The organism is Haloarcula salina (genome assembly GCF_010119195.1).
Taxonomy (GTDB): domain Archaea; phylum Halobacteriota; class Halobacteria; order Halobacteriales; family Haloarculaceae; genus Haloarcula; species Haloarcula salina.
The window spans coordinates 770057-796757 of record NZ_WRXL01000001.1 but is presented as its reverse complement, the minus strand read 5'-3'; the positions used below and the strand labels follow the sequence as shown (position 1 = coordinate 796757).

Sequence of the window (26701 nt, the reverse complement as noted above, 5' to 3'; positions counted from 1 at the left end):
GAAGTAGTGACCCCGGGTAGCGGATGGCATGAACTGGCGTGGTTCCCCCGAGCGCGCGGCGCTGCCCTCCAACGTCGACGCGCACCTCTGGCTGGTCGCGGTCGCCTTCTTCGGCGTGGGCGACCTGGTCACGACGACCATCGGCTACAGCGTCGCCGGCGTCGTCGAACTCAGCCCCGTCGTCGCGCTCCTGCTCGAACAGCGCGCGCTCCTGTCGCTCACACTCCTGAAAACCGGGGTCATCGCGGCGTTCTTCGCCATCTGGAAGTACGCCTCGTGGCCGTATTCGGTCGGCATCCCGCTCGGGTTGTCAATTCTGGGCGTGGCGGTGACGGTGTGGAACACCGGCATCATACTCGTCGCCGTCACCGGCTGAGTGCCGCCGTCGCGGCTCAGTCGTCGAGGTCGATCGACAGGGTCACCGACTCGCCCTCCTCGAGGCCGGCCGTGTCGTGATCGCGGTATTCCTGGTCGGTGAGCGTGTCCGGGTCGTACTCCGTCTCGCCGTCGGGGAGCAGGTAGCCGGCCAGCGTGATCGTACAGGACCCGTTGTCCGACGACAGGAGTTCGACATAGACGCTGGCCGTGTTGTCCGCGGAATCGAAGCCGAGATTCTCCCACTTGATCTCACAGCCTTCTCTCGTACGCGTTCCCGATGGATCGAGGTTCTGCCGGTTACTCCCGTCCTCGCAGACGCTGAAGTCCTCGAACCGCCGCGCGTCACCGTATCCCGCTTCGCCGGGGTCGTCGTCACCGCCGAACTCTTTGATAACCTCGCCCTCCACGAGGTCGATCTGGTAGCACTCCAGTTCGTCCCCGGCGGTCCCGCAGAACGAGACGTTGCTGATGGCCGCCTGCTGGCCGCCGGGATTCTCCGGTGCGCACAGTTCCGTCCCTTCGGGGTCGTCGTCGTACGTCGCGATGTCCGGCCCGCCCTTGACGCACACCTGCTCGATCTCGTCGTCGGTGGAGAACTCGAAGCACGTGACCTCTCCGCCCTCCTTTTCGGTCACGCTCTCGATCGTCACGCTGAAACTGTCGCCGTCGGACTCGAACGTGTACGTTTCGCTGTCTTCCGGCGCGCCCTCGATCTTCCCGCAGAACGTCCCCTCGGGACAGCTGTCACAGGTACACGGCCCGACACCGTCGTTGCCGTTCCCGGGGGGTCCGCGCTCTCGGTTTCCGTTCCCGCCGTTGGCGTGGTCCGGTCTCGCCGCACCGACGCCGGTCCCGAGCAACGCGCCCGCGGCCCCGCCACCGATAACGCCGAGGAGTCGACGGCGGTCGATAGACTCTGCAGGGCCTGTTTTGTCAGTGTCACCCATGTGGACCATTCCAAATCAGGCGGTGATAGTTATTTGAGGATTATCTCGCTCTCGTGATGGCGCTATCGCGGTACTATTGCCTTACCCGAAGTCGGGGCCACCGACGGCTGTGCGGCCCGCTGACCGAAGCCGGTATTCGCGCCCCGGTCAGAGCAGCGCGTCGATAGTCGCCCAGAGGTCCGGGCCGTCGTCGCCGTCTTCGAAGTGGATGGGAACGAACCCGGCGGCACGTGCGCCCTCGACGTCGGCTTCGTACTCGTCGCCGACCATGACGTACTCGTCGGCCGGCACCCGCTCGCGGACGGCGTCGAACGGGGCGGAGTCGGGCTTGTGCGCCCCGACCTCGTAGGAGGCGACGACGGCGTCGAACAGGTCGGTCAGGCCGTGGTGGTCGAGCTTGCCGACCTGCCAGTCGCGGACGCCGTTGGTGACGACCGCGAGCCGGTCGTCCGCGTCGTCGGCCAGCCCCGAGAGGCTCAGGCGGGCAGCCTCGGGGACCGTCGTCGCGGCGTACTCGTTCCGGCGGAGCGTCTCGACCATCGCGTCGGGGTCGGCGTCCGCGTCAGCCGCCTCGACGACCGCGGCCATCGACTGTCGGTATGGATCGGGCTCCAGCGCGTTGAACGCGGCCCGGAAGGCGTCTTCGCCCACCGACTCCAGGTCGCTGGTGAACGCGATTCCGTGCGCTTCCAGCGTCTCGCGGACGACCGCCTCGTAGGGCTCGGGGTAGTGGACGATCGTCCCGTCGAGGTCGAAACAGAGCGCGGTGGTCATTCGTCCGACGGCGAGATCGGCGTCCCGTCTTCGGTCGGCGGCGCGACGTAGTCGATGTACGCCTCGGCGTCCGGTTCGCGGACCGTCACGGTCACGTGGATGTCGCCCAGTTCGGACGGCTCGCCCACGGCGAAGTTCACGCGGCCCTCGAAGGCGGCCTGCTTCTTCACGTCGAAGGCGAACGTGTCGCCCTCGAGCGAGTCGAAGAAGACCGAGCGGGCGGTGTCGAGGATCTCGGCCCGGTGTAGCAGTTCCGAGAACGCCTCCATCGCGTGGACCTCCGCGACGAGTTCGCCCCGCCGGTGGTCGAGTTCGGCCTCGGGGAAGAGGGTCCGGACCGCGTCTGCGACCCTGTCCGTCACCTCGGTGTCGTTGACCGGGGCCGCGATGGCCACGTCGACGCTGTAGACCGCGCTCATCCGTCGAGCCCCTCCGGGCCGTCCCGGATCAGTACGCGCACCTTCCGCTGGAACGCCGCCAGCGTCTCCGTGTTCTCGATGGTCACGTCGGCCATCTCCATCGCCTCGCCCATGCCGAAGCCGAGTTCGCGCTCGTCGCGGGCTTCGAGCGACTCGCCGCCGTCGGCCGCCGACGCGTCGCGGCCCCGCAGGTCGAGGCGCTCGGCGCGCAGTTCGAAGGGCGCGTCGACCTGGACGAGGAGAAAGTCCTCGCCGAACGCCGACGCGAACGCCTCGGCCTCCACGTCCGAGCGGAGGCCGTCGACGAGCACCGTGTCGTGGTCGTCGAGCGCGTCCTCGATGATCGGGAGCGACCGCTCGGCGATGGCGGCCGGCCCGTTCTCCTCGCGGAGCGCCTTCGCGACGGTCCCGTGGTCCGCCGCCGGATCGAGACCTCTGTCGCGACACTCCTCGCGGATCACGTCGCCCATCGTCACCACCGGGACGCCCATCTCGGCGGCGACGTTGGCCGCCTCGCTCTTGCCGCTGCCCGGTAACCCGACGATGCCGATAACTGTCATTGGCGGCCGTAATCGAGCGGCGGCCAAAAGCCTCCCGTTCGGCTAGCGCTCGCGGACGACGACGAACTCCGCGAGGTCGCGCAGGTACTCCATCGACTGGGAGTCGGGCGCGTCGACGGTCGACAGCGCCTCCAGCGCGGCGTCGGACTCGGCGTGGGCGCGCTCGTTCGCTTCCTCGGGCGTCAGGTCCGTCACCTCGACCAGCGAGGGGCGGTCCATCTCGGCGTCGTGACCGGTGGGCTTGCCCAGCGTCTCGGCGTCGGCCGTCGCGTCCAGCACGTCGTCGCGCATCTGGAACGCCACGCCGACCCGCTCGGCGTACCGTCCGACGGCCTCGACCGTGTAGGGGTCCGAATCCGCGGCTATCGCGCCCAGCTCCGCGGCCGCCCGGAACAGCGCGCCGGTCTTCCGCCGGGCCAGTTCCATGTACTCCTCTTCGTTCGAGGGCTGCTCGACGAGCTCCATCGCCTCGCCCTCGCCGAGTTCGACCATCGACTCAGAGACGGTCTGCATCGCGCGCTCGTCCGTCGAGAACAGGTCGAACGCCTCGCCGAGCAGGCCGTCCGAGGCGATGATCGCCGGGCCGTGGCCGAACGCCGCCCAGGCGGCCGGGGTCCCCCGGCGAAGCTCGGACTCGTCGATGATGTCGTCGATGACCAGCGAGGCGTTGTGGACGAGTTCGATGCCCACCGCGTAGTCGACAGCGTCCGCCGGCTCCTCCCCGAGCGCCTCACAGACGAGGACGGTCACCGTCGGGCGGACCCGCTTGCCGCCGGAGAGCGCCACGTGGCGGATTTCCTCGGCGAGTTCGTCCGGCTCGACGCCGTCGAGGACCGCCTGTAACCGCTCCTCGACCCGGTCGCGCCGGCGCTCCAGATACTCCATTATCGCCCCCTTAGGACTAGCGTAAAAAGTACCTTGCCACCCGCGATGGCTGTCGACCGCTCGAATCCACCGAACCGCCCGGACCGTCCGAGCGTCAGCCGCCGAACTCCTCGATGAGCGCGGGGATCACGTCGAACAGGTCGTCCTGAATGCCGTAGTCGGCGATGTCGAAGATCGGCGCGTTCGGGTCGGTGTTGATCGCGACGATGGTGTCAGACCCCTTCATGCCGGCGACGTGCTGGACGGCTCCGGAGATGCCGATGGCGATGTACACGTCCGGCGTGACGACCTTCCCGCTCTGGCCGACCTGCCGGTCTTTCGCCAGCCAGCCGTTGTCGATGAGCGGTCGGGACCCCGAGACCGTCGCGCCGAGCGCGTCGGCGAGGTCGAAGATCATGTCGAGGTTCTCCTCTTCCTCGATACCGCGGCCCACCGACACCAGCACGTCGGCGTCGGTGATGTCTACGTCGCCGCCGCCGACTTCCTCGAAGCCGGTCACGGTCGACCGGACCGCGCTCTCGTCGATCGTCGCGTCGAACGCCTCGATCGTCGCGTCGCCGACGCCCTCCGCCGTCGGCCACTCCGACGGACGGAGCGTCACGGCCGCCCGCTCGGCGTGCACGTCGATGGTCGTCTCGACCTTCGAGCCGTACAGCTCCCGAGTCACGGTGAGCCCGTCGTCGGTGTCGAGGGCGACAGCGTCGGTCACCAGCGGCCGGTCGAGGCGGCTGGCGACGGCCGGTGCGTAGTCCATGCCGTCGACCGTGTTCGGCATGAGCACGACAGAGGGTGACAGCTCCTCGGCGAGTTGGGCGACCACTTGCGTGTACACGTCGTGGTTGAACTCCTCGCCGGCGTCGACCGTGTGCACGGCGTCGACGCCCTCGCGGTTCAGCTTCTCGCCGAAGGCGTCCACGTCGCCGCCGACGACCGCCGCGTGGAGCTCCCCGTCTAGGTCGTCTGCCAGTTCGCGCCCGGCGGTCAGCAGTTCGAGGCTCACGTCGCGGAGCTCGCCGCGCCGGTGCTCGGCGACTGCGAGGACCGACATCAGTTCTCGACCCCCTTCTCGCGGAGGAGCGTCGCAAGCTCTCCGGCCGTCTCCTCGGCGCTCCCCTCGAACACCGTCGCCTCGCTCTCGGTCTCCGGCTCGTACAGCGAGGTCTGTTCGAGCGGGCTCTCGACGGCCGCCGCGTCGAGGCCGACCTCCGACAGCGACTTCGTCGCCAGCTCCTTGCTCTGTGCCTGCCGGATGCCCCGGAGGCTCGCGTACCGTGGATCGTTGATGCCCGTCTGGATCGTCAGCACCGCGGGCAGTTCCACGTCGGTCAGCGCTTCGACGCTCCCCTCCAGCTCCCGGCGGACGTGGGCGACGCCCGCGTCACGGTCGAGATCGAGGGCATTGACGACGGCGGCCCACTCGAAGCCGAGCTTCTCGCCGAGTGTCACGCCTGTCGCGCCGAACCCGTCGTCGGCAGACTGGACGCCCGTCAACACCAGGTCCGGGTCCTCGTCGGCGGCCACGGCGGCGACGATCTCGGCCTTCGTCTCGGGGTCGAGCAGTCCCGCCTCCGCGAGCGCGTCGTCCCAGACCCGGATCGCGCGGTCGGCCCCCTTCGCTAGCGCCTGCCGGATCGTCTCCTCGGTCCCCTCCGGTCCGACTGTGACGGTGACGACCTCCACGTCGTCGCCGGCCTCCTTGATCTGGACGGCCTCCTCGACGGCGTACTCGTCCCACTCGTTGAGATCGGCCGTGACGTAGCGCTCGTCGATGCCGAGCCCGTCGATCTCGAACTCGTCGTCGACGACCGCCACCTCCTTCACCGTGACAAGGATTTTCATACTGGCCCGTGCGACCGGACCGCGAATAAACGTTTCCGAACCAGAAACCACCGCGGGGTCGTTTATTAGGGCTGACCGCCGCGCTGGTCCTTACTCGTCGAAGTCGGTGATGTCCTCGTCGGGGAACGAGATGAGGTTCTCGCGGCCGATGCGGAGCTTGTCGATCCGGTCGTCCTCGTCCATCGAGGAGAGCAACTGGGAGACCTTCGCGTTCGACCACCCGGTCTCGGTGACGATCCGGGCCTGTTTCATGCGGCCGCCGTTCTCCTCGAGCAACCGCTCGACCCGCTCCTCGTCGCTGAGCAGTTCGACGTCGACGTCGTCCGCCGATTCCCCGTCGGCCGGGGGCTCGGTCACGTCCCCGTCGTCCTCGTCGTCGGTCCCGCTCGCCGCCGACGGCAGCGAGCCGGCGTGGCCTCGTCTGACCATGTAGCCCACAGCGCCGACGAGGAGCATCGCGAGGACGACTCCGCCGATCCAGAGCGAGCCGCCGTCACCGAGGAACGTCGCCGGCGTGTCCGTGTCGGTCGCCTCCAGCGACTGCTCGCCCGTGTACACGATCGACAGGTAGCCGGGCTCGAACGTCCGCGGGCCCTCGAACGTGAGCCTGCCGTCGTCGACGGCGCTCGGTGCGCTCTCGACCCCGTATCCGGTCGGCGGCGAGATCACCAGCCGCTGGTCCTCGGTCAGGCTGTTGAACCACGTTCCGCGGGTCGTGTTGAACGCGTCACCGACGACGATATCCTCGCCGGAGCGCGTCGCGAAGTTCGTCCACGTGAACGCGAGGACGAGTTGCCCTTTCCGGTCCGAGACCGTGTAGTTGCGGGAGACCGCGGTGATCTCCATCTCGCGACCCGTCGCCGTGCCCGCCGCGTCGTTCGCGGTCCGGAACGCGTCGAGCCATCCCACCTCGGCGTCGCCGTTGGCGAAGTCCTCACCGAAGCCGCTGAAGTCCTGACTCTCGTTCTCGGTCTCGAGCGCGTACGTGTCCGTAATCGTCCATCTCGCGTCGCCGTTCTCGCGGATCTGCAGCGAGAACGTCGTGTTCTCCGCGACCGGCTCCGGTGTCGCCGTCGTCTGCTGGAGGGGGGTGGCGGCCGCCGGGGTCGCCGCGGTCGCGAGCGGGGTGATCGCCAGCACGGCGACCAGGACGAGGAGGAGGGCACCTGATACCCGCGGGGTCATTCTCGTTCACTGCTCATCAGCCTGGGGGCAAAACCCTTTCCATCCGTGAATAAAACGTCAGAGCGCTCTTTGAAAGGTCTCGTGCCGTCTCAGGCGACTATCTTTGCGTGGAGAATGGTGGGGTTTTTGTACGGTCAGTGAGTAATCGCCGCTGATGCGCCCCCTCCTCGCACCTCTCGTCGCCCTCCTCCTGGTGGTGCCACTCGCCGTTCCGGCGACCGGGTCCGTCGCGGCGCCGACCGCACCCGCACAGGCGGCCGACGGCGAGTCCCTCCCGCAGATCACCGTCGTCGACAACACGACGAACCACCTCTCGATACCCGACAGCGAAGTCCGCGTGGCGACCTACAACCGGACCTCGATCGACGTCGGGGTGGCCGTCGCGGCCGGCTCCCGTGAGCTCCGCTCGCGCTACGCCGTCTCGAAGTTCGAACAGGAGTTCTTCCGGCGGGATACCGATGCCGCACGCGACCAGCTCGTCGCCGACACGCTGGCCGACATCGAGACGCGCGTCGAGCGTCTGGAACGGCAGCAAGAATCCGCGACGCAGCGATACGCGAGCGGCGCGCTCACCACCCAAGAGTTCCTTCGCCAGCGCGCGCTCGTCGACACCGAATCCAGACAGCTGACGCGGCGGCTCGAACGGGTTCGGACCGCCGCGGGGACGGCCCCCGATTACTCGCTGTCGCAGGCCCAGCGGTTCCGACTGGAGAACAACCGCGGCGTCCTCAAGACCTTCCGTGGCCCCATCAGCCGGCAGGTGGCGACTGAAGCCACCGGCGAGGCAGACGCGACCACGGTGTACCTCGAGGCGTCCTCGACCGGATACATGCTATCGACGGTCACCGACGGGCAGTACACCCGCGAGACGTACCTCGGGAGCGAGCGCCGGCCGGAGTCGCCCGATCAGTTCGCCGACACGCCGGACCCGCTCGGGGCGGTCAACTCACGCGCCGAGGGCCTCTACCCGTGGCTCTACAGCGAGCAGTACCCGGCCGTCCAGACGTACGGCCGAACCGCGATCTACCAGCTCCAGGCCGATCACCCGAACGGCCAGCTGACGGCCTTCCTCGACGGCGGGACGGCGAACGTCTTCTACGAGTACCAGTCGATCGAGCTGTCGACCGTCGAGCGCTCGACCGTTGCTACCGCAGTGGACCAGTCGACGCGCCTCCAAGTCAGTCAGTCCTACGAATCGGGGCCGCTCCTGATCGCCGTGTCCGACAACGCGACCGCCGCGCCGATCGAGGGTACCGTCGCCATCAACGGCCAGCGCGTCGGCACGACCGGCACGGACGGCGCGCTCTGGTCGATCGAACCGCAGGACGATTACACGGTCACCGTGACGACACAGGACGGCGAACGGATCTCCGTTCGCGTCGAGAACGGGCGCTGACGCCCGCGGACTGGCCTGCCCTCACTCCGGCACGGTCGCGATGGTCGTGATCGCGCGCGGGCTGCCGGGGCGGGACTGCTGGATGTGGTGTTCGAAGTCCTCGAAGCCGGCCTCGGTGAACATCCGGTCGGCCTCCGCCTCGTCGTAGAACAGCATGATGGCGTCGGCCATCTTCTGGAAGATGCTCGAGTTCGGATAGTCTGGGCCGACGATGAGGACCCGTCCCCCGGGTTTGGTCAGCCGCCGACACTCCGCGAGGGCGTCCACGGGGTTGGGCCAGTACTCGATGGACCCGGACGACCAGACCACGTCGAAGCTGTCGTCTTTGAACGGGAGTCGCTCGGCGTCGCCGAGGTGGAAACGAACGTCCCCGCGCTTGCCGAACTTCCGGTAGGCCTTCGAGAGCTGGTGGGCGCTCTGATCGAGTCCGTACACAGTCTCGACGTGTTCGAGGAGCCCCTCGGTGGCGAAGCCGGTCCCACAGCCCACGTCGAGGACGCGGTCGTCGGGGGAGAGGTCGAGCATCGCGATCGCCTCGTCGCGCATCCGCTCGTCCCAGATGAAGGGGTTGATCTGGTCGTACACCTTCGAGAGGTACTTGTAGAACGTCCGCGCGCGTGCCTTGTTCTCGAGGACTCCCATTGTCTCTGCGTTCGCGCTTGGCGGTCATAATTCCCCGGATTTCGGCCGGCGTGCCGCCACGGACGCGACTCTCGGCGGGCGAACTTCGCAACTACCAAATAGGCGCTCTGGCAACCCTCACGTGATTAGCAAATGCCACGGCCAGAAGTTCTCGACAGGATACAGGAGGCCGAGCAGGAGGCCGACGAGATCGTCGCAGAGGCCGAAGAAGACCGCGAGGAGCGGATCGCCGAGGCTCGCGAGGAAGCCGAGGAAATCCGCGAGACGGCCCGCGAAGACGCCGAGGCGGCGGCCGAGGACCGCCTCGAAACGGCCCGCGAGAAAATAGAGGCCGAGCGCGAGCAGATACTCGAGGACGGCGAGAGTGCTCGCGCCGACCTCGAAGCGCAGGCCGCAGACGAGACCGAGGCGGTCGTCGAATACGTCATAGACCTGTTCGAGGAGGCGGTACATGCTCAGACCTGAGAAGATGTGCCGCGTTTCGGTGACGGGATCGAAACGGGCGATGGAAGCCACTATCGAGGCCGTTCACGACCTCGAGATGCTCCACGTCACCGAGTACGACGGCTCGTGGGACGGATTCGAGCCGGGTGACTCTCTCGAGGGGACCAATGAGGCGGCAGATAAGCTCGTCACGGTCCGCTCGCTACAGTCGATCCTCGGCGTCGACGAGGAAGACGCCGGCCCGACGCGCGTCGTCACCGACGAGGCCATCCAGGAACAGCTCGAAGAGGTCCGCACCGAGGTCAACGAACTCGACGACCGCCGCGACGAGATCCGCGACGACCTCCGCGCGGTCGAGGACCAGATCAGCACGATGGAGCCGTTCGTGGCGCTCGGCATCGACCTCGACCTCCTGCGGGGCTACGATTCGCTCGCCGTCGCCGTCGGTGAGGGCGACCGCGACGAGATCGACACCACGCTCGTCGAGAGCGACATCCGGACGTTCGAACTGTTCGCCGAGGACGGCGTCGTCGCCGTCTTCGCGCAGGCCGACGAGGACGAACTGCAGGACGCGCTCGTCGGCGCGACGTTCTCTCGGCTCGACATCCCCGAGGGCGACGGCAGTCCGACGGCGTACCTTGAGGAGCTCGAACACAAGAAACAGCAGCTCGAGTCGAAGCTCTCGACCGTCGAGGAGGAACTGGAGGCGCTCCGTCTCGACTACGCCGGCTTCCTGCTCGCCGCCGAGGAGAAGCTGGCGATCGAGTCCCAGAAGGGCGAAGCGCCGCTGACGTTCGCGACCACCGAGAACGCGTTCATCGCCGAGGGGTGGATTCCGAACGAGCACTACACCGAGTTCAAGCGCACGGTCGACTCGGCGGTCTCCGAGGCCGTCGACATCGACAAGCTCGAGGTCGCCGAGTACGAGGAGGGCCACGCTCACTCTCGCGAGGAGGTCGAACACGAGGGCGGCGGTGGCGCCGACGAACACGAGGGCGCGACCATCTCCGAGGCTGACGACCAGTCTCAGGAGGCTGTCGCCGACGGCGGTCTCGTGACGATGAGCGACGACCAGCCGCCGGTCATCATGGACAACCCCGGCGTTGCCCGGCCGTTCGAGGACCTCGTCGAGGTCGTCAACCGACCGAAGTACAGCGAGTTCGACCCGACGGTCGTGTTCTTCCTGACCTTCCCGGCGTTCTACGGGTTCATGATCGGGGACCTCGGCTACGGGCTGCTGTACTTCCTCGCCGGCTACGGACTCTACGCGAACGTCGACAGCGACGTGCTCAAGAGCCTCGGCGGCGTCGCGATGTGGGCCGGTGGATTCACCGCGCTGTTCGGCGTCCTCTACGGTGAGGTGTTCGGTCTGCACCAACTCGGAGAGATCGTCTGGGGCGGTAATCCGCCGATGCACAAGGGTCTCCAGCCTGCGTACGGTGACTACGCCATCGCGTGGCTGACGATCAGCCTGCTCGTCGGTATGATTCACCTCGCCGTCGGATGGATCTTCGACTTCGTGAAGAACATGCGACACGGTCTCTGGGACGCGGTCACCGAGAGCGGATCGTGGCTGCTGATGCTCTTCGGCCTGTGGGCGTGGGTGTTCTCCGGCGCGAACGGCTCCGCGCCGAACTTCCTCTACACGGCCGAGGAAGGCATCTTCGCCGGCCACCCGTACGCGTTCGGATTCACCGGGCTGCCGGCCATCAATCTGTTCAGCGTCGCCGGATTCCCGATCTCGGCGTGGCTGATCGTGTTCTTCGTCGGGCTCGTGCTGCTGGCGATGGCAGACCTCATCGAGGTCGTCGAGTTCCTCAACGTCCTCGTGAACGTGCTGTCGTACACGCGACTCGCCGCGGTGCTCCTGGCGAAGGCCGGGATGGCCTTCGTGGTCAATCTACTGTTCTTCGGCGTGTACGTCGTCGAGACCGACCACGGTGCGGAGTGGCACTTCGGGATCAACCACTCGCCGGCGCACATGCTCGAACAGGGGACCTACCACGGACACGAGGTCACCGAGGTCATGTTCGGCGGTCTGATGCACTCCGGCGTAGCCGGCATCGTCGGCGGTCTGCTCGTCCTCGTGCTCGGCCACGTGCTCGTCCTCACGCTCGGCGTCACCAGCGCGGGGCTGCAGGGCGTGCGTCTCGAGTACGTCGAGTTCTTCGGCAAGTTCTTCGAGGGCGGCGGCAAGCCCTACTCCCCGTTCGGCTACGAGCGGACGTACACGACCGACGACTGACCACTGGTCGTTCGCCGCACTTTACCGCGTTTCCCTCGCTGTTGTAGCGTCGCACCAGTCTCCCGACAGCGCCGGCTGGTATCAGCTCACAACCCCGGGTCAGAGAGCGGCTAAACCGTCGGGACAGCATCTTGGCGAAGCGTTTTGGGAAGCTTTATGAAGAACGTGGGGGCACATACGCCTGTTCGGACACGAGCAATCCCAGAGAGGACTTCAACAACATGATCGAGAACATCGCACTCGTTGTCAACGCTGTACTGCAAGAAGGTACCGCTGCTGCGCCGGCTATCCCAAACAAAGCTGCTGCGGCCCTCGCCGTCGGTCTGGCGGCGCTCGGCTCGGGATACGCGGAACGCGGTATCGGTGCCGCCGCAGTCGGCGCCATCGCCGAGGACGACAGCATGTTCGGTCGCGGCCTCATCCTGACGGTCCTGCCGGAGACACTCGTCATCCTCGCGCTGGTCGTCGTCTTCGTCGTTCCTAATTAACGCACCCCCCTTTTCCAACAATGAGCCTTGATACAGTCGTAGAGGACATCCGAGACGAAGCCCGCGCGCGTGCAGAGGAGATTCGCGGCGAGGCCGACGAGCGCGCCGAGCAGATCATCGCGGAGGCCGAGGCCGACGCGGAGGAGATCCGCGAGGAGCGCCAGGCCGAGGTCGAGCGCACGATCGAGCAGGAGCGAGAGCAGCGGCTCTCCTCTGCGAAGCTCGAGGCCAAGCAGGCCCGACTGAACGCTCGACGCGACATCCTCGAAGACGTTCGCGAGAGCGTCGAGGACGCGCTCGCCGATCTCGAGGGAGACCGGCGAGAAGAGCTGACGCGCGCGCTGCTCGACGCCGCGACCGACGAGTTCGAGGACGGAGCAGACCTGTCGGTGTACGGTCGCGCGTCGGATCAGGCGCTTCTCGAAGATGTGCTCAGTGACTACGACAACGTAACCTACGCTGGTGAACGGGACTGCCTCGGCGGCGTCGTCGTCGAGAGCAGCGAATCCCGCGTTCGTGTGAACAACACGTTCGACTCCATCCTGGAGAGCGTCTGGGAGGACAACCTGAAAGCAATCAGTGAGCGCCTGTTCGAAGACCAATGAGTCCGCGAACGACGGGAAAGCGCGGCCAGGGAAGCAACTACGAGTACGTCATCGCACGGGTCCGCTCTCGTCGTGCCTCGCTGTTCGACGACGACGACTACCGCAAGCTGGTCCGTATGGGGACGGGCGAGATCGCCCGCTTCATGGAGGAGACGGAGTACGAGACGGAGATGAACGCGCTCGGCTCCCGCTACAGCGGCGTCGACCTCGTCGAGTACGCGCTGAACCGGAACCTCGCGAAACACTTCGACGACCTGCTGGAGTGGTCCGAGGGCGCGCTGTACGACTACATCGCCCGCTACCTCCGGAAGTTCGACGTGTGGAACGCCAAAACGGTGATTCGGGGACTGTACTCGGACCTCGACCGCACCGAGGTCGAAGACGACCTCATCCGGGCCGGCGAGTTCTCCGACCGCCGTATCGAATCGCTGCTGAACGCCGGTTCCATCGAGGAGGTCGTCGAACTGCTCGACGACACGGTCTTCGGTGAGTCGCTGGCCGAAGCCTTCGAGGTCTACGAGGAGAGCGGCGTGCTGGTCCCCCTCGAGAACGCGCTCGACCGCGCGTTCTACGAGACGCTGCTGTCGGGTCTCCCGGAGAACCCGGAGATCGACAGCCCGACCGGCCTGTACGTCGAGTTCCTCGAAACCGAGGTCGACTTCCGGAACCTTCGGAACGCGCTCCGGCTGGCTCACAGCGGGGCCGACGTCGACCCCTCGGAGTACTTCATCGAAGGCGGACAGCTCTTCGACGCCAAGGAGGTCGCCCAGCTGTCGACGAACCTCGACCAGCTGGTCAGCGCCGTCCGCGAGAGCAAGTACGGTGACGACCTCGATGCGGCGCTCTCGGCACTCGAAGACGCCGAGAACCTCCTCGACTTCGAGCGCGCGCTGGAAGCGGCGCTGCTCGAGTACGCGGACCGGCTCTCGAACCGCTATCCGCTGTCGGTCTGTCCGGTGCTGTCCTACGTCCTCGCCAAGGAGCGCGAGGTCGACAATATCCGCGCCATCGCCCGCGGTCGCGAGGCCGGACTCGGACCCGACGAAATCGAACAGGAACTGGTGATACTATGAGCCAGGAGATCGCTGTCGTCGGCAGCCCGGAGTTCACGACGGGCTTCCGACTCGCCGGCGTCCGCAAGTTCGCGGACATCCCGGCCGAACAGAAAGACGAGCAGCTCGACGACGCCGTCGAAGAGATGCTCACGGACGACGACGTCGGCATCCTCGTGATGCACGACGACGACCTCTCGCATCTCTCGCGCGGCGTCAGGAAGGACGCCGAGACGAGCGTCGAGCCGGTGATGGTCACGCTCGGCGGTGGCACTGGTAGCGGCGGACTGCGTGAACAGATCAAGCGAGCCATCGGTATCGACCTGATGGACGAAGACTAATCATGAGTCAAGCAACAGAATCAGACGTCCGCGAGGACGGCATTATCGAAAGCGTCTCGGGACCGGTCGTAACCGCTCGAGACCTCGACGCCCGGATGAACGACGTCGTGTACGTCGGCTCTGAGGGGCTGATGGGCGAGGTCATCGAGATCGAAGGAAACATCACCACGATCCAGGTGTACGAGGAGACATCGGGTGTCTCCCCGGGCGAACCCGTCGAGGGGACGGGCGCGCCGCTCTCCGTGGACCTCGGGCCGGGCATGCTCGACGCCATCTACGACGGCGTCCAGCGCCCGCTCGACGTCCTCGAGGAGAAGATGGGCTCGGCGTTCCTCGACCGCGGTGTCGACGCGCCGGGCATCGACCTGGAGAAGACCTGGGAGTTCAACCCCGAGGTCGCCGAGGGCGACGCCGTCGAGCCCGGCGACATCGTCGGGAGCGTCCCGGAGACGCCCAGCATCGACCACAAAGTGATGGTCCCGCCCGACTACGAGGGCGGCGAAGTCGTCGCCATCGAGTCCGGTAACTTCAACGTCGAGGAGACGGTCGCCGAACTCGACAACGGCGAGGAGATCCAGATGCGCCAGGAGTGGCCGGTCCGCAGTCAGCGCCCGGCCAAGGAGAAGGAGACGCCGACCGAGCCGCTCATCTCCGGCCAGCGCGTGCTCGACGGTCTGTTCCCCATCGCGAAGGGCGGGACGGCCGCGATTCCGGGTCCGTTCGGGTCCGGGAAGACGGTCACCCAGCACCAGCTCGCCAAGTGGGCCGACGCGGACATCGTCGTCTACGTCGGCTGTGGCGAGCGCGGCAACGAGATGACCGAAGTGATCGAGGACTTCCCGGAGCTGGAAGACCCGACCACCGGCAACGCGCTGATGGACCGGACGTGCCTCATCGCGAACACGTCGAACATGCCCGTCGCGGCCCGCGAATCCTGCGTGTACACGGGGATCACCATCGCGGAGTACTTCCGCGACATGGGGTACGACGTGGCGCTGATGGCCGACTCCACCTCCCGGTGGGCCGAGGCCATGCGCGAGATTTCCTCGCGGCTCGAGGAAATGCCCGGCGAGGAGGGGTACCCCGCGTACCTCTCGGCTCGACTGAGCGAGTTCTACGAGCGCGCCGGCTACTTCAACAACATCAACGACACCGAGGGGTCCGTCTCCGTCATCGGGGCCGTCTCGCCGCCGGGCGGGGACTTCTCGGAACCGGTCACCCAGAACACGCTGCGCATCGTCAAGACGTTCTGGGCGCTGGACGCCGACCTCGCGGAACGTCGGCACTTCCCCTCGATCAACTGGAACGAGTCGTACTCGCTGTATCGCGACCAGCTCGACCCGTGGTTCGTCGAGAACGTCCGCGACGACTGGCCGGAGACGCGCCAGTGGGCGATCGACACGCTCGACGAGGAGGCCGAACTGCAGGAGATCGTCCAGCTCGTCGGGAAGGACGCGCTGCCGGAGGACCAGCAGCTCACGCTCGAGATCGCGCGCTACCTGCGCGAGGCGTGGCTCCAGCAGAACGCGTTCCACGACGTGGACACCTTCTGTGAGCCCGAGAAGACCTACCGCATCATGGACGCCATCCAGACGTACAACGATGCGGCCTTCGAGGCGCTCGATGCCGGTGTCCCCGTCGAGGAGATCACCGACATCGACGCCGCACCGCGGCTCAACCGTATCGGTGTGCAGGAAGACTACAACGAGTACATCGACGAACTCGAAGCGGATATCCAGGAACAGCTCCGGGAGCTGTACTAACAATGAAAGAGTACCAGACAATCACGGAAATCAGCGGACCGCTGGTGTTCGTCGAGACCGACGAACCGGTCGGCTACGACGACATCGTGGAAATCGAGCTCAGCGACGGCGAGACCCGCCGTGGCCAGGTGCTCGAATCCGCCAGCGACTACGTCGCCATTCAGGTGTTCGAAGGCACCGAAGGCATCGACCGCAATGCCTCGGTTCGCTTCCTCGGCGAGACGATGAAGATGCCCGTCACCGAGGATCTCCTCGGTCGCGTGATGGACGGGACCGGTCAGCCGATCGACGGCGGTCCGGAGATCGTTCCCGACGAACGCCGTGACATCGTCGGCGAAGCGATCAATCCATTCTCGCGCGAGTATCCCGAGGAGTTCATCCAGACGGGCGTCTCGGCCATCGACGGCATGAACACGCTCGTCCGCGGCCAGAAGCTGCCGATCTTCTCGGCGTCCGGTCTGCCCCACAACGACCTGGCGCTCCAGATCGCCCGACAGGCGACGGTGCCGGAAGAGGACGAGGCGAGCGACGACGACGAGGGCTCGGAGTTCGCCGTCATCTTCGGCGCGATGGGTATCACGGCCGAAGAGGCCAACGAGTTCATGGACGACTTCGAGCGCACCGGCGCGCTGGAGCGCTCCGTCGTCTTCATGAACCTCGCGGACGACCCGGCCGTCGAGCGGACGATCACGCCGCGACTGGCGCTGACGACCGCCGAGTACCTCGCCTTCGAGAAGGACTACCACGTGCTGGTCATCCTGACGGACATGACCAACTACTGCGAGGCGCTGCGCGAGATCGGTGCCGCTCGGGAGGAGGTCCCGGGCCGCCGTGGCTACCCCGGATACATGTACACCGACCTGGCCCAGCTCTACGAGCGCGCCGGTCGGATCGAGGGCCGCGAGGGCTCCGTGACGCAGCTGCCGATCCTCACGATGCCCGGCGACGACGACACGCACCCGATCCCGGACCTGACCGGGTACATCACCGAGGGCCAGATCTACATCGACCGCGACCTCAACAGCCAGGGCATCCAGCCGCCGATCAACGTCCTGCCGTCGCTGTCGCGCCTGATGGACGACGGGATCGGCGAGGGTCTGACCCGCGCCGACCACGCCGACGTGAAAGACCAGATCTTCGCCGCGTACGCGGAAGGTGAGGACCTGCGCGACCTCGTGAACATCGTCGGCCGCGAGGCGCTGTCGGAACTGGACAACAAGTACCTCGACTTCGCCGACCGGTTCGAGGAGGAGTTCGTCGACCAGGGCTTCGACACGGCCCGCGACATCGACGAGACGCTCGAACTCGGCTGGGATCTGCTCTCGATGCTTCCGAAAGACGCGCTCAACCGCATCGACGAGGACCTCATCGAAGAGCACTACCGCGAGGACGAGACCGCAGAGGCCGTCGAGGCCGAAGCGTAGACCCGCCCCGTCACGCGTTTTCTCCGGTTTTTGCCGCTTCTTCGACAGAGGATACCTAATTGTTTGGGCAATCGAAAGTTCAGTTGACATTCCTAAGGTGTAGCTGTACTATGCCAGCACCAGGACCCGAAGGCATCTGGCTGTGGCTCGGCACCGTGGGCATGTTCGTCGGCATGCTATACTTCATCGGCCGCGGGTGGGGCGAGACCGACGAGCGGAGACAGAAGTTCTACATCGCGACGATACTCATCACGGCCATCGCGTTCGTGAACTACCTGGCGATGGCGCTGGGGTTCGGGCTGACGTTCATCGAGTTCGGCGGGACCGAGCACCCGATCTACTGGGCCCGCTACACCGACTGGCTGTTCACGACGCCGCTGTTGCTGTACGACCTGGGACTGTTGGCGGGCGCTGACCGGAACACCATCGCCACGCTGGTGAGCCTCGACGTGCTGATGATCGGGACCGGCGTCGTCGCGACCTTCAGCGCGGGCAGCGGCGTGCTGTCGGCCGGCGCGGAACGGCTGGTCTGGTGGGGAGTCAGCACGGGCTTCCTGCTGATCCTGCTGTACTTCCTGTTCAGTTCGCTGTCGGGTCGCGTCAGCGACCTCCCCAGCGACACGCAGAGCACCTTCCGGACCCTGCGAAACCTCGTGACCGTGGTCTGGCTCGTCTACCCCGTGTGGTGGCTCGTCGGGACCGAAGGGCTGAGCCTCGTCGGGATCGGCGTCGAGACGGCCGGATTTATGGTCATCGACCTCGTCGCGAAGGTCGGCTTCGGGATCATCCTGCTCCGGAGCCACACCGTGCTTGACGGATCGGCACAGGCGACGGGTCGCGCCGCGACGCCCGCCGACGACTGACCGCGCCGAGCGGTCGTCTCGGACCGGTTCGATGGGCGTCCCGCCCGTTCGAACCGAGAGAACTGGAAACCGTTAACTGCCTACGTCGAAAAGGACCCCGTAATGGCTAAGGACGTCAAACCCACGCGCAAAAACCTGATGCAGATCGAGGACCGCATCGAACTGTCCGAGCGTGGGCACGACACGCTGGAGAAGAAGCGTGACGGGCTCATCATGGAGTTCATGGACATCCTGGACCAGGCACAGGACGTGCGCGAGGACCTCGACGACTCCTACGAGCGCGCCCAACGGGCCATCAACATGGCGCGGGCGATGGAGGGCGACGTGGCCGTCCGCGGCGCGGCCTCGGCGCTGAAAGAGCACCCGGAACTGACGACCCAGTCGAAGAACATCATGGGCGTCGTCGTTCCGCAGATCGAGTCCAGCAAGGTCCGCAAGTCCCTCGACGAGCGGGGCTACGGCGTCATGGGCACGTCCGCCCGGATCGACGAGGCCGCCGAAGCCTACGAGGACCTGCTGGAGAACATCATCCTCGCCGCCGAGGTCGAGACGGCGATGAAGAAGATGCTCGAAGAGATCGAGACGACCAAGCGCCGCGTCAACGCCCTGGAGTTCAAGCTGCTCCCGGACCTCTACGACAACCAGGAGTACATCGAGCAGAAGCTCGAAGAGCAGGAACGCGAGGAGATCTTCCGCATGAAGAAGATCAAGGCCAAGAAGGAAGAAGAGGAAGACGCCGTCGCCGCCGCCGAAGCGGAAGAAGAGCCCGAGCCCGTCACCGCCGACGACTGACCGTTCTCTCCGCGTCCTTTTTGTCCGCGCCCGTCCGTGAGCCGGTATGGCCTGTCCAGCCTGCGGCGGCGAGACCGTTTCGATCCCCGTTCCCGCGGAGTTACGCGAGTACCTTCCGGGCGAAACGCCCGGCACGGCGCTCTGTCGAGCCTGTCTGTCGATCCATCCCGAACCGGACCCGCCGGCCGAGACGCCGGATCTCTCTGCTGTCGACGATGCGTTCCCCACTGACTCGAATGCGGCTGTTCCGCTGGCACTGCTCGTGGGTCTGCTCGACTCGCTGGCGCTGAATCGTCAGGAGATCACCGCGCTGCTCGAGCGGGTCGAGCGCGAGGGTGTCGATCCCTTGCTCGCCGTCGACCGACTCGCGGACAGCTACGGCGACCGCGCTCACGTCGACCTGTCGGCCCGGCGTCGCCAGCTCGAACAGTTGCTGTGAACGGTCCTACGACCGGGCGGCCTACGGCGGACTCGCGTTCGGGTCTTCGACTGCTTTCGCCCAGGCGTCCAGCCACTCACGGAGGCCGCTGTCGGGGACGGTCAGCGAATGTGTGTTCTCCGGGAGGTCCGGGTATCCTCCGACGTCGTTATGGTCGGCGATCCAGTAGTCATAGGGCGAATCGAGTCGGTCGTTGCCGGCCCGTTCTCTGATCTCGGTGACGATCCGCTGATCGTTCGCTGTCCGGTCGGCGGGTCGTGCCCCGGCGTTCGCGAGGTTGTGCGCTTCGACGGCCGACGAGGACATGGCGTCGAGTCCGTCAGGCCACAGCGGCCGGGAATCGAGTTCGTTGCCGCTGTATTTCGGCGTATCCGAGTCGAGCGGTGGCTCGGTGACCGTGTTGTCCTCCATGTAGGCGTTGCCGCCCTCGAACACCCTGTCACCGGTGTCGATCTGGCCGATATACCTGTTCCCGACGAAACTCGCCTCAGTATCGCCGTCCATGTTGCTGCCGCCGTCGAAGAAATACGCGAGGTTGTTCACAACGGCGGTGCTGGAGCCGGTTTTCAGCCGGGGCATCCGGCGACGACACTTCGCCCAGACGTTGCCGGCGAGAGTGACGTCGTCCGCGTCGTTACCGACGAGCGTCGCGTAGTGATGGTCGGTATGGTCGCCGTAGGGGCCGTACAATCCCTCGTAGACGAGGTTGTTCGTAAACGTCGTTTCGCTGGTTTTGTAGCCGACAGACATGCACTCGTCGGTACCCCACGAGGCACTGACGTGGTCGATCACGTTGTTGTGCGTATCGTAGGCCGTGTTGACCGAGTCGTTGCCCTGGATGTCGCCGTTCGGAGCCGGACCGATCCGCGAACGGATGTGCTGGAGAACGCAGTTGTCGGCGCTAATCTGGACGCGGCCGTTGATGAAAGTGATCCCGGGTGAGGGGGCCGTCTGGCCCGCGACCCAGCAGTCGTCGACGGTGATCTTCAGGGGTATCCCCCCCAGATCTATCGTGCCGCTCGTTTCGAAGACGACGACTCGGGGACCACTACCACCGATAGCTGATTCGACAGCGCTACGGGTCGGTTCCGTGACGGTCCTGACCGAGACGCTGTCGTCGAGCCACGGCGCTGGATCGGCGAATCCAGAATCGAGACCGAACTGTGAAGTCTCCTGGATGGGTGTTTCGGTGGGTTCTTCGGTCGCGGGTTCGGAAGTGTCGCCGTCGAAGCGCCATCGCTGGCTGGCGGTGTCGTGCCATCCCATCTGGTGGACGTTCGCGCCGTCGTCTTCGGACCCGTCGCTGACGGCCATCACCTTCCCGGAATGCACCGACCGGATCCGGTACACGTCTCCGCCGACGGCCTCGATGTTCCAGCGCTGATTATCGCTCCCGTGCCAGTCCCACTGGACGATGTTGGCTCCGTTCGTCTCCCGCCCTTTATTGAGGTCGGCGGCCTTGCCCGAGTGCGTCGGGGTCAGGCGATAGGAGCCGTCGTCGAGCGACTCGACGGTCCACTGCTGGGACGGCCTCCCCTGATACGGCTGCTGGATCAGCGACGCACGGTTTTCCTCGGAGCCGTTCTCAACGGTGAGTGCCTTGCCGGAGTTTTCGTTTCGGACCCTGTAGGTCCCGGAGTCGATCGGCTCACCGTCGTCGTCGGGTTCTGTTTCGGTCGGTGTCTCAGTGTCGTCGGGTTCCGTTTCGGTCGGTGTCTCACTACCGCCGCTCGTAGAGACGCTCCCTGCCGGATTTACGTTCCCGATATCCTGGTTCTTCTCCGGGGAGAGTCCGGACAGTTCGTCGAACGTCGCCGAACACAGCGTTCCCCAGTCGAAACTCGAAACGGCGAGACCGACGTACGTCTCGTCACTGAATTCGATTCGGCTGCTGGGTAGCCGGCAGACACGGGCCCAGTCGCTACCGTCGGTCGATCCGTAGCCGACAATCGCATCGTTTTCCCGGACCAGCCGGATCCAGTCACCGTCGGACGTTCCGTTTCCGATATCGCTCTGTGTCGTACTGTTGGTTTCACCACCGGTGTCGGGACGCCACTGGACGGAGCTTTCGTTGTCCGGCGTGTGCCTGATCATCGCGTTCTTCGCGTCAGGCGCGAGACTCTCCCTGACCAGTATCCCGGCTTTCGCCCAGTCACCGGTATCCTCGATATCGTCGACGTGGACGGTCACGTCAAACGACCCACTGACCTGTTCGTAGTAGTAGTGACACTGGTCTTCGGTCCCCCAGACGTCAGAGCCACCACCGTCTATGGTGACCGCCGGTGGGGAACCTGTCACCACGTCACTTAGTACTGCAGTTCCAATACACCCCATCGCGAGCGATTGCAAGAACTTCCGCCGCGTATTCACTCTTGTCCCCTCCCTGTCATGGCAACACAACTCTTATCGCAATTATTACTTATACGTTTCTAAGATATCTCTAAAGATGTATTTTCATTATAATTACATAAATAAGTTACATTAGATGTCAACCCGTCGTGCAGCCGCCCGGATTTGTAAACTCCGCTAGCATCCCTGAACTAGCGCATCGTGGTGCAATTAGATATCCCGATGGTACGGACTTCTGATCTTTCGACGGTTCGTATCTAGAAACCCGACAAACTATCGAGGCTATTTCTAGAGTCGGAACCACATGTCTGATATTATATGGATACCGTGCCTATCGACGGCATCCGGGCCGTTCGATGAATCGGCTCAGTCGGTACCGACCCGCTCTCTGAGCACGGTGACGGTCCACAGGCCAGTCGCCGTCCGGTCCGCGAGTCGGGTCCCCGCGTCGGATGGGGATTCGACATTGTTGTCGACCGTCTCGTGGTTGCTGGGCCCTTCGGCAGTCCAGCTATCTCTCAATTACACCGTTGCTGTACTGCGGAAGCGTACCGATGGACTGCGCTTGCGGAAACCTGCAGGACGAGCGTCTGTAGAAAAGCCGTGCGTTAGACGCCGGTCGAGTACCGCAACAGGCCGGCGACGCCGCCGAACGCCGTCAGGAGCTGTTCGCCCTTCTCGAAGTCCGTCGAGATGAACACCGTCTCGGTCCCGCGCTGGTCGGCCAGTTCCATCAGGTGGTCGATGGCGTCCTCGCGCTCGCCGTCGTCGGCGTCCACCGTCGCGGCACAGCGCGTGCATCCGTGAGATTCGGTCTCGGTGTTACTGTCGATCAGTTCGTACTCGTCGTGGCCGTTCTCGCAGGTGTACGCGACCACGTCCTTCCGGAGGTCCTCGGAGATGAGCAACTCTTCGACGGCCCCCATGTTGAGGTTCTTGCGCGTCTGGTCGAACCCGTAGGTGGCCTTCTCGCCGTCGTGAAGCTGCTTGAAGAACTCCTCCATGACCTCCTTGTCCTGGAGCATCTCGTGTTCGGCCAGCACGTCGTCGGCCGCGTCGACGAGGTCGTACAGCCCCGACTCGTCGGTGTAGGCCACGTCGAACTTGCCGAGCACCATGTCCTGCAGTTCGTGGTGGAGGTAGTCACCGTCGAGGAATTCGTCTTTCGTCGGCGAGGGGCCGCCGACGAGAACGCCGTCCATCTCGTGGCGCTCGGGGACGAACAGCTCGTTTGCCATCCCCGCGACCTCCTGATAGAAGTTGTCGATGGCCTCAAGACGCAGACGGGCGAACCGCTGTGCTGACTGGCCACCTTTGCGCTGCTTGCCGGGGACCAGCGAGGACGCCGACTTGACCGGCTCGACGCGCTTGCCCTTCAGCCACCCGACGTTGGCCTCGCGTCGGTCGAGCACGACCAGGCCGAACAGCCCCTTGTCGGCCAGCATGTGCTCCAGCGGCTCGGTGAGGAACTCCGAGTCGCAGTGATAGCGGAAGGACTCGATGGGGTCCGGCGGCGACTCCAGCACCTTCGTCACCATGTCGGTGCGGCCGCCGCCGGTGTCGAACGCGCCCGAGAACAGCACGAGGCCGTTCTCCGGCGGCGTGTTATCGTAGTAGCGGAGCCGGTCCTTGATCGAGGTGAGCGCGTCCTGCACCGCCGTGCGGGTGTCCTTCGATTTGATGTTCGAGGCTTCGGAGTGCTCCTGGGTGACGTGGGCGACGACGTCGCTGATCTGCTTGTCTTCGGGAACGTAGATAGAGACGAGCTGTGTCCCCGAGCCCTGGTAGTCCTTGAGCTCCTCGATGACCTTTCGGAACTCGTATTTCTGTTTGTCAGACTGCTCCTGTTCCTGCTGCTCGCTCATTACTCCGTATAAGCCGAGGTGGTGTAAGAACCTGTTGACAGGGAGCGAAAGCCCGAGTGTAACGAGGGGTATTTCGGGCGTCGAGCACCGCGAGGGGCGCGACCGAAGGGAGGGCTCCTCGGATAGAGCGAGCGGTGAGTGGAGAACCGTGAGCCGCGGGGGTAGCGAGGGGCCGAACGAAGTGAGGGCCCTCGGAAAGAGCGAACGGCGAAGCCGTGAGCCACGCGGTTGGCCGAACGAAGTGAGGGCCCTCGGAAAGAGCGAACAGTGAGCGAAGCGGACCGCCAGCAGCGGACGGCCGTCCCGCCGACTGAGCGCGAATGCCGCCCGTTGCGGCGCGTCGGCGCGTGACAGCCGGCTTTATATGACTGCCTGTGTTGTACCCAAGCAATCAGAATATGGCGGGGTACGTGTGTACGATCGCAGGCGGAAAAGGCGGCGTCGGGAAGACGACGACCGCGGTCAACGTCGGCGCCGTCTTACAGGAGATGGGTCACGACGTCGTCGTCGTCGACGCGGACCTGGGCATGGCCAACCTCGGATCGATGCTCTCGGTGGAACCGGACAAGAGCCTCCACGAGATCCTGGCCGGCAACGCGGCGGTCAGCGAGGCGCTCACCGACGCGCCGGGCGGCCTCACCGTCATCCCGGGCGAGCAGTCCCTCGAAGCGTTCGCGGACGCGGACCCGGCGAAGCTGCGGAAGGTCATCAAGACGCTCCGCAACGCTTACGACGTGGTGTTGATCGACACCGGGGCCGGCCTGAGCCACGAGGTGGCCGTGCCGCTGGGGCTGGCCGACGGCGTCGTCCTCGTGACGACCCCGGACGACGTTGCAGTCGGCGACACGGTCAAGACCGCCGAACTCGCCAACCGGATCGACGGCCCCGTCACCGGGGCGATCATCAACCGCGCGACCCGTCACACCGACGTCGCGGAGATTGCCGACCGACTCGACTTCCCGCTGCTCGCGGTCGTTCCGGACGACCCGCAGGCGACGACCGACGAACCGCTCGTACTCAACGCACCGGAGAGCACGGCCGCCGAGGCGTACCGACGACTGGCCGAGATGCTCGAAGGAGTCTTCTTCGAGGGTGCCGTCGTCGACGACGACGTGGACGCCATCGTCGACGAGGAGTGGTTCCTCGACGACGAGGAACTCGACTCGGACTCGGACGACGACTCCGGCGGCGTCTTCGGCCTGTTCAACTGACCCTTCTCCCCGTCACATCGAGGTCGGCGCCTCGACGCCCAGCGCGTCGAGCGCGTTCGCGACCGCGGTCCGCGTCCCGTCGACGAGCGCAAGCCGCGCGGCGCGCGTCTCGGCGTCAGCGTCGAGCACCGGGCACTCCCGGTAGAAGGCGTTGAACGTCTCGGCGAGGTCGCGGGTGTAGGTGGCGACGGTGTGAGGCGTCAGGTCGTCGGCGGCCGACTCGATGACGGCCGGGAATCGGGCGAGTTCGCGGAGCAGGTCGCGCTCCTCCGGCTCGGAGAGCGGACCGAAGTCCGGTTCGTCGGGGACCTCGTCCGCTACGTCATCGAGGATGCCACAGCAGCGTGCGTGGACGTACTGGACGTACGGCGCGGACTGGGCCTCGAAGTCGAGGGCGCGGTCCCACTCGAAGGTGATGCCCTTCGTCGGCTGCTTCGAGACGATGTCGTAGCGGACCGCGCCGATGCCGACCTGGCGCGCGATGCGCTCGACGTCCTCGTCGTCGAGGTCGCCGCGGGTGCGGTCGTCGAGGCGGGACTCGACCTCGTCGCGGGCGCGGTCGATGGCCTCGTCGAGCAGGTCGTCGAGGTCGATACCGGTCCCCTCGCGCGTGCTCATCCCGCCCTCGGGGAGGTTCACCCAGGAGTAAAACACCTGCCGGAGCTGGTCGGTGTCGTTGCCGAGCAGACCGAGCGCGGCGTCGAGCTGGTCGGCCTGGAGCTTGTGGTCCTCGCCCAGCACCGTCACGGCGCGGTCGTAGTTCTCGAACTTCCACTCGTGGTGGGCCAGGTCGCGGGTCGTGTACAGCGAGGTGTCGTCGGAGCGCAGGAAGACGAGGTGCTTCTCGAAGTCGGGCAGGTCCAGTTGCCAGGCGTCCTCCTCGTAGACGGCGCAGTCGAGGGCCTTGAGCCGATCGACGAGGGCGTCGGTGGCGCCGTTGCGCATGAACCGCGTCTCCTTGACGAACTCGTCGAACTCGGCGGGCAGGCGTTCGAGCGTCGTCCGCATCCCGCCGAGCACCGTGTCGACGACCTCGGCGACCCGCTCGTAGGTCTCTTCGTCGCCGTCTTCGAGGCCCTGCAGGATGGCCTGGATTTCCGCCTCGGCCGCCTCCACGTCCTCCGGGTCGCCGTCTTCGAGGACGGCGTTGCCCTTGCGGTAGTACCGGACCATCTCGTACTCGGGGGAGTCCCGCTCCGGCTCGGGCAGGTCCTCCTCGTCGAAGGTCTCGTAGGCCCACGTGAACACCGCGATCTGGCGGCCCGCGTCGTTGACGTAGTAGTGGCGGTCGACGTCGTAGCCGGCGTAATCCAGCACGCGAGCGACGGCGTCACCGATGATAGGGTTTCGCGCCCGGCCGACGTGGACCGGGCCGGTCGGGTTCGCCGAGGTGTGCTCGACGACGACGCTCGTCTCGCGGTCGGGGAGCCGGCCGAATCCGTCGTCGGCCACCGCGTCGAGGGTCGCCGCGAAGTACGCCTCGCTCGGCAGGAAGTTGACGTATGGGCCTTGCGTCGTCACGGCGCTGACGTAGGTGAGGTCGTCCGCGTCGACGGCGTCGGCGATGTCGGCGGCGACCTTCGGCGGCGGTGCGCCGACCTCGCCGGCCAGTCGGAAGGCGGCGCTCGACGCGAGCACGGCGTCGACGCCCTCGGGCGGCTCCTCGATACCGAGGTCCTCGGCCGGCAGGTCGAGTGCTGTGAGCGCGTCGGCGAGGGCGTCCTCGACCTCCGCGCGGAGCTGCAGGAACATACGCCCGGCTTTCGCGGCGGGGAGTAAATGGGTAACGAAACCC

General features: G+C 65.9%; 26 protein-coding genes. 14 read left to right on the top strand and 12 right to left on the bottom strand.

Annotated features, from left to right (window positions below):
* Positions 1 to 28: 28 nt before the first annotated feature.
* On the top strand, positions 29 to 376 hold the full coding sequence (locus tag GM656_RS04125; protein ID WP_162412377.1) for a hypothetical protein: 348 nt from the start codon (positions 29 to 31) through the stop codon (positions 374 to 376).
* A gap of 16 nt (positions 377 to 392) precedes the next feature.
* On the opposite strand, the gene GM656_RS04120 is transcribed toward GM656_RS04125, so the two are convergent.
* From GM656_RS04120 to GM656_RS04085, 8 genes are all read right to left on the bottom strand, one after another.
* Positions 393 to 1325 (bottom strand): hypothetical protein, encoded by a 933-nt coding sequence (locus GM656_RS04120; protein WP_162412376.1) that lies wholly within the window; start codon positions 1323 to 1325, stop codon positions 393 to 395.
* A 147-nt stretch (positions 1326 to 1472) separates the two neighbouring features.
* Positions 1473 to 2099: an HAD family hydrolase gene (locus GM656_RS04115; RefSeq protein WP_162412375.1), complete on the bottom strand. Its 627-nt coding sequence runs from the start codon at positions 2097 to 2099 to the stop codon at positions 1473 to 1475.
* Positions 2096 to 2518 carry an RNA-binding domain-containing protein gene (locus tag GM656_RS04110; protein WP_162412374.1) on the bottom strand — a complete coding sequence of 141 codons (423 nt, stop codon included), beginning with the start codon at positions 2516 to 2518 and terminating at the stop codon, positions 2096 to 2098. Before GM656_RS04110 ends, GM656_RS04115 begins: the two co-directional genes overlap by 4 nt.
* On the bottom strand, positions 2515 to 3078 hold the full coding sequence (locus GM656_RS04105; protein WP_162412373.1) for an AAA family ATPase: 564 nt from the start codon (positions 3076 to 3078) through the stop codon (positions 2515 to 2517). Before GM656_RS04105 ends, GM656_RS04110 begins: the two co-directional genes overlap by 4 nt.
* 42 nt (positions 3079 to 3120) lie before the next feature.
* On the bottom strand, positions 3121 to 3963 hold the full coding sequence (locus tag GM656_RS04100) for a polyprenyl synthetase family protein (protein ID WP_162412372.1): 843 nt from the start codon (positions 3961 to 3963) through the stop codon (positions 3121 to 3123).
* Positions 3964 to 4057: 94 nt separating this feature from the next.
* Positions 4058 to 5011, bottom strand: coding sequence for an electron transfer flavoprotein subunit alpha/FixB family protein (locus tag GM656_RS04095; protein ID WP_162412371.1), 954 nt, complete (start codon positions 5009 to 5011; stop codon positions 4058 to 4060).
* Entirely contained in the window at positions 5011 to 5802 is a 792-nt protein-coding gene (locus tag GM656_RS04090) for an electron transfer flavoprotein subunit beta/FixA family protein (protein WP_162412370.1), read from the bottom strand. The genes GM656_RS04095 and GM656_RS04090 overlap by 1 nt, the downstream gene beginning before the upstream one ends.
* Positions 5803 to 5892: 90 nt before the next feature.
* The gene (locus GM656_RS04085; protein ID WP_162412369.1) at positions 5893 to 6987 is read right to left on the bottom strand and encodes a helix-turn-helix transcriptional regulator; all 1095 of its coding nucleotides are present in this window, start codon (positions 6985 to 6987) and stop codon (positions 5893 to 5895) included.
* Positions 6988 to 7141: 154 nt separating this feature from the next.
* Here GM656_RS04085 and GM656_RS04080 point away from each other — a divergent pair, with 154 nt between their 5' ends.
* Positions 7142 to 8383 carry a DUF7096 domain-containing protein gene (locus tag GM656_RS04080; RefSeq protein ID WP_162412368.1) on the top strand — a complete coding sequence of 414 codons (1242 nt, stop codon included), beginning with the start codon at positions 7142 to 7144 and terminating at the stop codon, positions 8381 to 8383.
* 21 nt (positions 8384 to 8404) lie between these two features.
* Here GM656_RS04080 and GM656_RS04075 read toward each other — a convergent pair whose 3' ends face one another.
* Entirely contained in the window at positions 8405 to 9025 is a 621-nt protein-coding gene (locus GM656_RS04075) for a methyltransferase domain-containing protein (RefSeq protein ID WP_162412367.1), read from the bottom strand.
* A 132-nt stretch (positions 9026 to 9157) separates the two neighbouring features.
* Between GM656_RS04075 and ahaH the strand changes: the two genes are divergently transcribed.
* The 11 genes from ahaH (at position 9158) to GM656_RS04020 (ending at position 19481) form a co-directional block, all read left to right on the top strand.
* Entirely contained in the window at positions 9158 to 9490 is a 333-nt protein-coding gene (gene ahaH / locus GM656_RS04070) for an ATP synthase archaeal subunit H (RefSeq protein WP_162412366.1), read from the top strand.
* Positions 9477 to 11714 (top strand): V-type ATP synthase subunit I, encoded by a 2238-nt coding sequence (locus GM656_RS04065; protein WP_162412365.1) that lies wholly within the window; start codon positions 9477 to 9479, stop codon positions 11712 to 11714. Before ahaH ends, GM656_RS04065 begins: the two co-directional genes overlap by 14 nt.
* Before the next feature lie 221 nt (positions 11715 to 11935).
* On the top strand, positions 11936 to 12202 hold the full coding sequence (locus tag GM656_RS04060; protein ID WP_162412364.1) for a F0F1 ATP synthase subunit C: 267 nt from the start codon (positions 11936 to 11938) through the stop codon (positions 12200 to 12202).
* A 20-nt stretch (positions 12203 to 12222) separates the two neighbouring features.
* A complete protein-coding gene (locus tag GM656_RS04055) occupies positions 12223 to 12807 on the top strand; it encodes a V-type ATP synthase subunit E (RefSeq protein ID WP_162412363.1) in 585 nt (194 codons plus the stop codon).
* Positions 12804 to 13880 (top strand): V-type ATP synthase subunit C, encoded by a 1077-nt coding sequence (locus GM656_RS04050; protein WP_162412362.1) that lies wholly within the window; start codon positions 12804 to 12806, stop codon positions 13878 to 13880. Before GM656_RS04055 ends, GM656_RS04050 begins: the two co-directional genes overlap by 4 nt.
* The gene (locus tag GM656_RS04045; protein WP_162412361.1) at positions 13877 to 14200 is read left to right on the top strand and encodes a V-type ATP synthase subunit F; all 324 of its coding nucleotides are present in this window, start codon (positions 13877 to 13879) and stop codon (positions 14198 to 14200) included. Before GM656_RS04050 ends, GM656_RS04045 begins: the two co-directional genes overlap by 4 nt.
* A gap of 2 nt (positions 14201 to 14202) precedes the next feature.
* Positions 14203 to 15963 (top strand): ATP synthase subunit A, encoded by a 1761-nt coding sequence (locus tag GM656_RS04040; RefSeq protein WP_162412360.1) that lies wholly within the window; start codon positions 14203 to 14205, stop codon positions 15961 to 15963.
* A 2-nt stretch (positions 15964 to 15965) separates the two neighbouring features.
* Positions 15966 to 17387 (top strand): ATP synthase subunit B, encoded by a 1422-nt coding sequence (locus tag GM656_RS04035; RefSeq protein ID WP_162412359.1) that lies wholly within the window; start codon positions 15966 to 15968, stop codon positions 17385 to 17387.
* 110 nt (positions 17388 to 17497) lie between these two features.
* Positions 17498 to 18250, top strand: a complete 753-nt coding sequence (locus GM656_RS04030) for a bacteriorhodopsin (RefSeq protein WP_162412358.1) — start codon at positions 17498 to 17500, stop codon at positions 18248 to 18250.
* A gap of 102 nt (positions 18251 to 18352) precedes the next feature.
* Positions 18353 to 19042: a V-type ATP synthase subunit D gene (locus GM656_RS04025; protein ID WP_162412357.1), complete on the top strand. Its 690-nt coding sequence runs from the start codon at positions 18353 to 18355 to the stop codon at positions 19040 to 19042.
* 46 nt (positions 19043 to 19088) lie between these two features.
* On the top strand, positions 19089 to 19481 hold the full coding sequence (locus GM656_RS04020) for a DUF6276 family protein (RefSeq protein ID WP_162412356.1): 393 nt from the start codon (positions 19089 to 19091) through the stop codon (positions 19479 to 19481).
* A 21-nt stretch (positions 19482 to 19502) separates the two neighbouring features.
* Here GM656_RS04020 and GM656_RS04015 read toward each other — a convergent pair whose 3' ends face one another.
* Together GM656_RS04015 and prf1 are read right to left on the bottom strand one after the other, a co-directional pair.
* Positions 19503 to 21779, bottom strand: coding sequence for an RICIN domain-containing protein (locus GM656_RS04015; RefSeq protein WP_162412355.1), 2277 nt, complete (start codon positions 21777 to 21779; stop codon positions 19503 to 19505).
* A 659-nt stretch (positions 21780 to 22438) separates the two neighbouring features.
* Positions 22439 to 23695: a peptide chain release factor aRF-1 gene (prf1, locus tag GM656_RS04010; protein ID WP_162412354.1), complete on the bottom strand. Its 1257-nt coding sequence runs from the start codon at positions 23693 to 23695 to the stop codon at positions 22439 to 22441.
* Positions 23696 to 24093: 398 nt separating this feature from the next.
* On the opposite strand from prf1, the gene GM656_RS04005 reads away from it, so the two are divergent.
* The gene (locus GM656_RS04005) at positions 24094 to 24906 is read left to right on the top strand and encodes a MinD/ParA family ATP-binding protein (protein WP_162412353.1); all 813 of its coding nucleotides are present in this window, start codon (positions 24094 to 24096) and stop codon (positions 24904 to 24906) included.
* Between the two features lie 12 nt (positions 24907 to 24918).
* On the opposite strand, the gene argS is transcribed toward GM656_RS04005, so the two are convergent.
* Positions 24919 to 26658, bottom strand: coding sequence for an arginine--tRNA ligase (gene argS, locus GM656_RS04000; protein WP_162412352.1), 1740 nt, complete (start codon positions 26656 to 26658; stop codon positions 24919 to 24921).
* Positions 26659 to 26701: the final 43 nt, after the last annotated feature.

Bases quoted from the DNA above. Each gene is read 5' to 3' on its own strand.
- GM656_RS04125 (WP_162412377.1), top strand. From the start codon at position 29: ATGAACTGGCGTGGTTCCCCCGAGCGCGCGGCGCTGCCCTCCAACGTC.
- GM656_RS04120 (WP_162412376.1), bottom strand. From the start codon at position 1,325: ATGGGTGACACTGACAAAACAGGCCCTGCAGAGTCTATCGACCGCCGT.
- GM656_RS04115 (WP_162412375.1), bottom strand. From the start codon at position 2,099: ATGACCACCGCGCTCTGTTTCGACCTCGACGGGACGATCGTCCACTAC.
- GM656_RS04110 (WP_162412374.1), bottom strand. From the start codon at position 2,518: ATGAGCGCGGTCTACAGCGTCGACGTGGCCATCGCGGCCCCGGTCAAC.
- GM656_RS04105 (WP_162412373.1), bottom strand. From the start codon at position 3,078: ATGACAGTTATCGGCATCGTCGGGTTACCGGGCAGCGGCAAGAGCGAG.
- GM656_RS04100 (WP_162412372.1), bottom strand. From the start codon at position 3,963: ATGGAGTATCTGGAGCGCCGGCGCGACCGGGTCGAGGAGCGGTTACAG.
- GM656_RS04095 (WP_162412371.1), bottom strand. From the start codon at position 5,011: ATGTCGGTCCTCGCAGTCGCCGAGCACCGGCGCGGCGAGCTCCGCGAC.
- GM656_RS04090 (WP_162412370.1), bottom strand. From the start codon at position 5,802: ATGAAAATCCTTGTCACGGTGAAGGAGGTGGCGGTCGTCGACGACGAG.
- GM656_RS04085 (WP_162412369.1), bottom strand. From the start codon at position 6,987: ATGACCCCGCGGGTATCAGGTGCCCTCCTCCTCGTCCTGGTCGCCGTG.
- GM656_RS04080 (WP_162412368.1), top strand. From the start codon at position 7,142: ATGCGCCCCCTCCTCGCACCTCTCGTCGCCCTCCTCCTGGTGGTGCCA.
- GM656_RS04075 (WP_162412367.1), bottom strand. From the start codon at position 9,025: ATGGGAGTCCTCGAGAACAAGGCACGCGCGCGGACGTTCTACAAGTAC.
- ahaH (WP_162412366.1), top strand. From the start codon at position 9,158: ATGCCACGGCCAGAAGTTCTCGACAGGATACAGGAGGCCGAGCAGGAG.
- GM656_RS04065 (WP_162412365.1), top strand. From the start codon at position 9,477: ATGCTCAGACCTGAGAAGATGTGCCGCGTTTCGGTGACGGGATCGAAA.
- GM656_RS04060 (WP_162412364.1), top strand. From the start codon at position 11,936: ATGATCGAGAACATCGCACTCGTTGTCAACGCTGTACTGCAAGAAGGT.
- GM656_RS04055 (WP_162412363.1), top strand. From the start codon at position 12,223: ATGAGCCTTGATACAGTCGTAGAGGACATCCGAGACGAAGCCCGCGCG.
- GM656_RS04050 (WP_162412362.1), top strand. From the start codon at position 12,804: ATGAGTCCGCGAACGACGGGAAAGCGCGGCCAGGGAAGCAACTACGAG.
- GM656_RS04045 (WP_162412361.1), top strand. From the start codon at position 13,877: ATGAGCCAGGAGATCGCTGTCGTCGGCAGCCCGGAGTTCACGACGGGC.
- GM656_RS04040 (WP_162412360.1), top strand. From the start codon at position 14,203: ATGAGTCAAGCAACAGAATCAGACGTCCGCGAGGACGGCATTATCGAA.
- GM656_RS04035 (WP_162412359.1), top strand. From the start codon at position 15,966: ATGAAAGAGTACCAGACAATCACGGAAATCAGCGGACCGCTGGTGTTC.
- GM656_RS04030 (WP_162412358.1), top strand. From the start codon at position 17,498: ATGCCAGCACCAGGACCCGAAGGCATCTGGCTGTGGCTCGGCACCGTG.
- GM656_RS04025 (WP_162412357.1), top strand. From the start codon at position 18,353: ATGGCTAAGGACGTCAAACCCACGCGCAAAAACCTGATGCAGATCGAG.
- GM656_RS04020 (WP_162412356.1), top strand. From the start codon at position 19,089: ATGGCCTGTCCAGCCTGCGGCGGCGAGACCGTTTCGATCCCCGTTCCC.
- prf1 (WP_162412354.1), bottom strand. From the start codon at position 23,695: ATGAGCGAGCAGCAGGAACAGGAGCAGTCTGACAAACAGAAATACGAG.
- GM656_RS04005 (WP_162412353.1), top strand. From the start codon at position 24,094: ATGGCGGGGTACGTGTGTACGATCGCAGGCGGAAAAGGCGGCGTCGGG.
- argS (WP_162412352.1), bottom strand. From the start codon at position 26,658: ATGTTCCTGCAGCTCCGCGCGGAGGTCGAGGACGCCCTCGCCGACGCG.